This is a genomic window from Bradyrhizobium sp. (assembly GCF_049586575.1).
Classification (GTDB): domain Bacteria; phylum Pseudomonadota; class Alphaproteobacteria; order Rhizobiales; family Xanthobacteraceae; genus Bradyrhizobium.
Map to the genome: position 1 here is coordinate 1 of NZ_JBAVCF010000306.1, position 3239 is coordinate 3239.

The 3239-nt window shown below is 57.4% G+C and carries 2 protein-coding genes; both read right to left on the reverse strand.

Annotated features, from left to right (window positions below; all coding sequences use genetic code 11):
• Nucleotides 1-13: 13 nt before the first annotated feature.
• Entirely contained in the window at nucleotides 14-2131 is a 2118-nt protein-coding gene (locus WB528_RS11915; RefSeq protein WP_423888616.1) for an ABC transporter permease, read from the reverse strand.
• A gap of 77 nt (nucleotides 2132-2208) precedes the next feature.
• On the reverse strand, nucleotides 2209-3225 hold the full coding sequence (locus WB528_RS11920; protein WP_423888617.1) for a sugar ABC transporter substrate-binding protein: 1017 nt from the start codon (nucleotides 3223-3225) through the stop codon (nucleotides 2209-2211).
• Nucleotides 3226-3239: the final 14 nt, after the last annotated feature.

Sequence of the window (3239 nt, forward strand, 5' to 3'; positions counted from 1 at the left end):
CTAACCGCCGAGATCAAGACCGTATCCCCCAACGCTTGTCATAGTGCACAAAGTTCGGATCGGCGTTTTCAAGCTTGAATTTCCCAATTCGGTTGTTCGCGATACCACCGAGGTAGAGATGTCCACGATGTTCCCGCATCGAAGTGATCATGGGGTGATTGATGCCCCGCAAATCCCAAAACGATTCGAGGATCTGACCCTGTTCGTTGAATTTCACCACACAGCCGGTATTGATGTTGGGAAAAAGCCATTCATCAATTGGCACACGTTTGGCCATACGCCGGCGGAACCCAGGCATCTTCCATGCAAGATCGAGCGACGGGCTGCGCATGCCAACCAGCGCCATCCAGTAGTTGCCGTCCGACGCGAGGTTCAGATTGTCCGGATAACCTGGCAGATTATCCATCACCATTTCCACAGCGCCCTTCTTCGGTCCCGCAAACCAGTATCGCTTGACCGAACAGCCGAACGTCTCTGCAAACAGGATCGATTGCTTATCGCTGGCTATCGTTACGCCGTTAGGAAACTTCAAACCGCGCAGCGCCGTGTGAGTGGTCCCGGTCTTGGTGTCGTAGCAGATAATACGGCCGTTGCCCCGCGCTTCGAGCCCGTCGATCGGCCACTCATCCATCTCGTAGCGCACCGTAGCCTCGGAAAAGAAGATCAGACCCTCGTCGGTAATGTCGAGGTCGTCCGCCAACCGCAAGCGGCTGTCGTCGTTGACCGAGTGCATGCTACGATTGGTCTCGTCGGTCGCCTTCTCCACCACCCCATCAGGCTTGATGCGGTAGAGTCCCATGCCACCGATGCAGACGTAGAGGTTATCCTGGCGATCGAACGCCATGCCCAGCGGTTGACCGCCGATGTGGGCGAACACCTCCATCCGTTCGTAGTCCGGCGGGAAGAAACGGATGATGTCGCCATGGCGGGAACCAGCATACAGTACGTCGTTGCGGTCCAGGATTACGTCCTCGGGCGCCTCGATACGGCCAAGTCCGATCAACGCAACGTCTCGCAATTTGTCGTTCTGCTCGAACGGTCCACCCTCGCCGATCTCGGTTGGCGGCGGAGGCGGCAGCGCATGATAGGTCGGCGCGACGTAGACCTTGCTGATGATGCGCGTTCGATTTTTCTGCCAGCGAATATCAACCATGGCGGCGACGAGCAGGATTCCCGCCAGGGCCATACGGTTGACACCGCCGCGCGCGTTCAAGGTGGTAAGTCCATTTGTGATCAGCAGGACGATCAGAACGCCGACAAGAGATTTCGTAACGGTGCCTTTACCTCCGCCAAGCGTGATTCCGCCCAGCACGGTCGCAGTGAGCACAATGACTTCCAGACCAACGCCGATGTCGCCACCGACAGTCCCGAGGCGCGCAGCGAAGAAAAGTGCGCCAGCGGCAGTGAGCACGCCGCTCGCCACATAGCACAAGGCGATGGTTCGACGCACAGCGATACCAGAGTTGTAAGCAGAGCGGCGTGAACCACCGATCGCGGTGATGTGCCATCCCGGTCGCAGCCGCGTCATGAAAATGTGACCAAAAATCGCAACGGCAATATAGACCAAAGCCACGCTCGGAATTCCGAATACGCCTCCACCGCCGATGAAATTCCAAGAAGGGATATCGGGGAAAGCTGCGGCGATCTCGTTCGAGTAGCGTTGTATCAGGAGGTCAAAGGCCGAGCGGTAGATGATCAGCGTGATCAGCGTCGTTATGAAAGCTCGCAGTCGCAAATACCCGATTAGCAAGCCGTTCACAGCGCCGAGCAGCGCACCGCACGCGAGCGTTGCGATGATTACGGCCGCCACCGGCCAATCCAGGACATCCAGCGTGTACAAGGCAACGAAATCGGTCAGCGCGAACATCGAGCCAACCGACAGGTCGATACCGCCGACGATGACCACGAGCGCCATGCCTAGCCCGATGAAGCCGATCTCCGCTGCTTGTCGCGCGGTGTCGGCAAGACTCGACGGTGAAAGAAAGTGGTCAATAGAACGGCTGAGCGCGAATCCGACGATCAGAAGCAAAGTCACCGGGATTGCGGTCTCCGTCCAGCGCTTGGATAGGATCTCGCCAAGCAGGTGATCGGGCCAATAGCGGTAGCGTAGGCGAGTCAATGTGTCGCGCATCTATCTTCCGTCGGTTTGACGATGTGGGAGGCGTTGGCAGCATCCCGAGCGAGACTCGGAATGCCGCCTTGCGACACTTACTTCTTGAGATCGGAGAGATTCCAGCAGGCCGTTTGACTATCAGCGTTGTCTTTGGTGATCGGAATGAGCGTCGTGTATTCCGAACCCTTCACCGAGCCCGCCTTTACTCCGGATGATATCAGCCACTTGATCGTCCCCGCCATCTGTTGAGCTTGCGTGGGCACGTCATAGCTAAGATCGAGGTCGAAAGAGCCGTTCTTCACGAGCTCGCACGATCCCTTGCGCTCGCCGCCGCCAGAGGTGGCAACGAACACCTTGCCTGTCAAGCCGGCTTCCTTGACCGCGGCGGCAGTACCAATGTCCATACCGTCCCAGAAACCGACTATTCCGCAAAGATCGGGATTTTGCTTCAGAACAGTCTGGGCAATTGCCTTTGCCTTCGCTGCGTCCCAATCCGCGGCCTGGCTGGATACGACCTTGATCTCTGGATGCTTGGCGAGCACGTTCTCTACACCCCTGAGCGTATAAGCGCTCGCAGCCGCCGACAGCGCGCCCTGCATGATGGCGATTTTGTTGGATTTGCCCTGGCAGGCCTTGACTACGGCTTCGGTGTCCTTTTCGCCTATGTCGATCCAGTTGGCGCCGACAAATGCCGAGGAACGATAAGCAGAACCCATGTTGATCTGAATGACGTAGATTCCTTCATTCTCAGCGCGCTGTAGCAGCTTGGCGTAAGTCTGCACGTCCGGATTGTGAATGACCATGACTGCCGGTTTCTCCGAGATCAACGACGTGACCGCTTGCGCTCCGGCGTTGGTGTTCCAGTTGGGGTCGCGGATTTCGAACTTCACGCCATACGGCTCCAATTCCTTCTTCAGGCCAGCATACCAGCCCTCCGTCAGGTCGAAGTTCATCGCCACAGGCACATAGGCCACTGTCTTGCCCGCCAGTGCTTCCTTGAATGACTTCTGGAACGGCTCATTTAGCCCTTGCTCCTGTGCCAAAGCTGGCAAAATGGAGCAGGCAAGTCCCAGCGCCGATATCCCGGCCAGAGCGGTCTTATAGACTGTCATTTTAGGTTCCTCCT

What these genes read in the sequence shown, in the direction of transcription:
- WB528_RS11920 (WP_423888617.1), bottom strand. Translation starts at nt 3,225, where the DNA reads ATGACAGTCTATAAGACCGCTCTGGCCGGGATATCGGCGCTGGGACTT.
- WB528_RS11915 (WP_423888616.1), bottom strand. Translation starts at nt 2,131, where the DNA reads ATGCGCGACACATTGACTCGCCTACGCTACCGCTATTGGCCCGATCAC.